The organism is Mesorhizobium sp. M7A.F.Ca.CA.004.04.2.1, from assembly GCF_004022825.1.
Lineage (GTDB): Bacteria > Pseudomonadota > Alphaproteobacteria > Rhizobiales > Rhizobiaceae > Mesorhizobium.
Window position 1 is genome coordinate 1 of record NZ_RZPH01000740.1, and the last position, 3097, is coordinate 3097.

Genomic DNA, 3097 nt, shown 5'->3' on the forward strand with positions numbered 1-3097 from the left:
TGATTTCGCGGATGGCGACGGCGCGGTCCGCCGCCGTCAGCGCGTCCGCCGGCTCGTGCGTCACCTCGAACTGCTCGTCGCCGAATTCGGCGATGACCACCTCGGGAGCGACTCCGGCTTCCTCGAGCGCCGCCATCAGGTTGGGCGCGAAGGGGTCCGTGCGGCGCAATGCGGCGAAAGACATCGAATGCGCCGGCGCGAAGCCGCCGTCGGCGACATTGAATTCATGCTCGAAGGCGGCGATGACCGACAGGCCGGTTGCGGCTTTCAAATCGGCCAGCGCCTCTTTGAGCATCGTGCGGGTGCAGCCGAGCCATGGGCTGCCATCGAGCTCGACGATGTCGCCGGCGACCATGTCGAACGGCGTCGCCGATCCGGTACGTGTCGTGCGAAAGCGCGCCTTGAGATCGGGGATAAGCCGCAGGTCGCCCGACGAGCCCCAGGGGTTGGGATCGACGATCGAGTTGAACGGCGTCAGCGACAGATTGGCCTGCAGCCAACCGACGCCGGTCGTGGCGGTCTTCTGCAACTTGCCTTCGGCAACGAAGCGGCCCCGCGTGACGGCGGAGAGATCCGTGGTGACGACGGCAACCAGAGGCTCGACAGTCGATGTCATGCCGGTTTTCCCAAAGCGTTGAAGCGGCCGACGACCGTGTCGGTATCGGCCACCCAGCAGTAGCCGCCGAAGGCCTTGAGCGCGATGTCGTGGCGTTCCTGCGTAATGGTGGCGCAGGCATCCGATACGCAGGTGACAAGATAGCCGCGGTCGGCGCCGTCGCGCACCGTCATGTCGACGCATTGATCGGTCAGCACGCCGACCACGACGAGATAGCGGATGCCGAGGTTCTTGAGGAGATAGTCGACATTGGTCGAGTTGAAGATGCCGGACGACGTCTTCGGCAGCATGATCTCGTCGCCGACCGGCGCCAGCGCCGGCACCGGCAGACCCTCCGGGAGGCTGGGCGCGACATGGATCGGCGTCAGCTTGTGGTCGAGCGAGCGGTCACGGCCGTCTTCGGTCAGGCTCTGGATGATGGTGTGCAGCACCTCGACGCCATTGGCCCGCGCAGCGGCCAGCAGGCGCTCCTGGTTGGGGATCGTCTGTGACGATGTCTGCCGGTAGAAATAGTGATCGGGCCCACGCTCCGGATGCGACGGATCTGCGCCCGGCTCCAGCCAGATGCGCTGCATGTCGACGAGCAGCAGGGCCGTTTCGCCGGCACGGAAGGCTTCGTCTCGTTTGGGTAGGGCCTGGGTCATGCTTTGTCGTCCTGCTTTGCTGATTTGGGTCCCGGCGTCTTGCGGGGTCCGGGTATCTTGCGCGCGCCGTTCTCTTGCGGGTCGCTGTCGAGTGTCACGGCATTGGCATGTCGCACCCTTTCGAGCCGCTCAATGCGGGCGCGCGCGTCGTCGCCCAGCGTCGAAACGATATGGGCGACCAGCGCCTCCATCTGGGCGATTGCCGGCGCCAGCGTGTCATAGGGCGAGGCGACTTCGAGCGGGCTGACGATGGTGACTTCGGCGAGGTCTGATATCGGCGACAGCCATTGGTCGGTGAACAGGACGATGCGCACATCGAGCGCCGCCGCTTGGCTCGCATAGGCCATGACGTCGAGCTGGTAGCGGCGGTAGTCGAACACGACGAGCACGTCGCGCCGGTCGAGGTCGGCGAGCGTGTCGAAAGTCTGTGGAGAAAGCACGCCGAGATCGCGAACCCCGGAGCGAAACTGCACGAGATAGCCGGCCAGCATGCCGGCGATGTGACGGCTGAACCGGCCGCCGACCATCACAATCTCGCCCTTGACCTCCATCAGCAGGCGGGCCGCCCGCTCGTATGTCTGGATGGGTGTCGCGGCGGTGGCTTTCTGCAAGGCCGTGGTGACGCTGTCGAGATAGGCCAGCACGGCGCTGTCGTTGGAGCCGCTCTGCCGCTTGGCCTCCATCATCAGCAGCGGCGAGTGCAGTCTTGCCTCGACTTCGGCCAGAAGCTTCGCCTGGAAATCCGGAAACCCTTCATAGCCGAGCTTGACGACCAGTCTCACCACGGTCGGATCGCTGACGCCAGCGCGCCGGGCGAGCGATGAGGCGGTGCCGAGGCCGGAGGTCGGATAGTCCGTCAACAGCAGTCGGACGATCTTCTCTTCCGACGGCGTCAGCGCAAGATCCCCGCGCATCAGAACATCGCGTATCGCCATGGGCCTCCCCGAAATCCGTGTTCTCTTGTTTTGTCGAGTTTATTACAGAGATTTAAATCTTGGTCAACAATGAAGAGATGTTGACATTGCGTGATCGCTGGCCCTACCTTGTCGGAAAGCAGCCAAGAGACTGTGGGGAACAGCCATGCGAAACGGAAGCGACGTCATCGTCGTCGGTGCCGGCATTGTCGGATCGAGCGCCGCCTATCATCTGGCCAAGGCCGGTGTGAAGGTCACATTGGTCGAGCAGACCCATCCCGCCGGCGGCCCGTCGGGCAAATCGTCGGCGCTGCTGCACGCCTTCTACCTGATGCCGGAATTGTCGCAGCTTTCCATACGTGGCCGCGAGATCCTGGTGTCGCTGCCGGAAATCGCGGGCGAAGGCTCTTTCGTCACCGAAATCGGCATGATGTGGGTCTGCGGCAACGACAACAAGGTGAGTTGGACGGCGGCGGCCGAACGCATCCGCGGCGAGGGCGCGCGCATCGAGACATTGTCGCCGCAGGCCTTTGCCGACGCGGCACCCGGCTTTGCCCTGGACAATGTCGCAATGGCGCTGTGGGAGCCGGAATATGGCTACGCCGATGCCTTCGGCGCCACCAACGCCATCGCCCGTGCCGCCCGCGCCAACGGTGCCAGGATCATGCAGAACACGCTGGTCGAGAGCCTTCAACGGCAGGGCGACCGCATCACCGGCGTCACCTTGACCGATGGAACGGTGCTGGAAGCCGGTACCGTCGTCCTGGCCGCCGGGCCGTGGACGCGCCGCCTGCTGGCGACGGTCGGCCTCGATCTGCCGCTGCATGTCGAGCGCCATCCGATGGCCGTCCTCGACGCAGCCGGCAAGGCAAGGCAGGTCATGCCTTTCGCCTGGTGCGACGACATTTCCTGCAACTATGCAC

General features: G+C 64.7%; 3 protein-coding genes and 1 pseudogene. 1 reads left to right on the top strand and 3 read right to left on the bottom strand.

The window, feature by feature from the left end; all coding sequences use genetic code 11:
• The 3 genes and pseudogenes from EN893_RS26160 to EN893_RS26170 all read right to left on the bottom strand — a co-directional run.
• A pseudogene (locus tag EN893_RS26160) lies at positions 1–616 on the bottom strand (glutamine synthetase); the annotation flags it as partial.
• The gene (locus tag EN893_RS26165) at positions 613–1260 is read right to left on the bottom strand and encodes an isochorismatase family cysteine hydrolase (RefSeq protein WP_127267229.1); all 648 of its coding nucleotides are present in this window, start codon (positions 1258–1260) and stop codon (positions 613–615) included. The gene EN893_RS26165 and the pseudogene EN893_RS26160, both read right to left, overlap by 4 nt.
• A complete protein-coding gene (locus EN893_RS26170; protein ID WP_127271273.1) occupies positions 1257–2195 on the bottom strand; it encodes a MurR/RpiR family transcriptional regulator in 939 nt (312 codons plus the stop codon). The genes EN893_RS26165 and EN893_RS26170 overlap by 4 nt, the downstream gene beginning before the upstream one ends.
• A gap of 145 nt (positions 2196–2340) precedes the next feature.
• Between EN893_RS26170 and EN893_RS26175 the strand changes: the two genes are divergently transcribed.
• Positions 2341–3097 (top strand): FAD-dependent oxidoreductase (locus EN893_RS26175; protein WP_164901108.1); only part of this gene is annotated, 757 nt, incomplete at its 3' end.

Bases quoted from the DNA above. Each gene is read 5' to 3' on its own strand.
- EN893_RS26170 (WP_127271273.1), bottom strand. From the start codon at position 2,195: ATGGCGATACGCGATGTTCTGATGCGCGGGGATCTTGCGCTGACGCCG.
- EN893_RS26165 (WP_127267229.1), bottom strand. From the start codon at position 1,260: ATGACCCAGGCCCTACCCAAACGAGACGAAGCCTTCCGTGCCGGCGAA.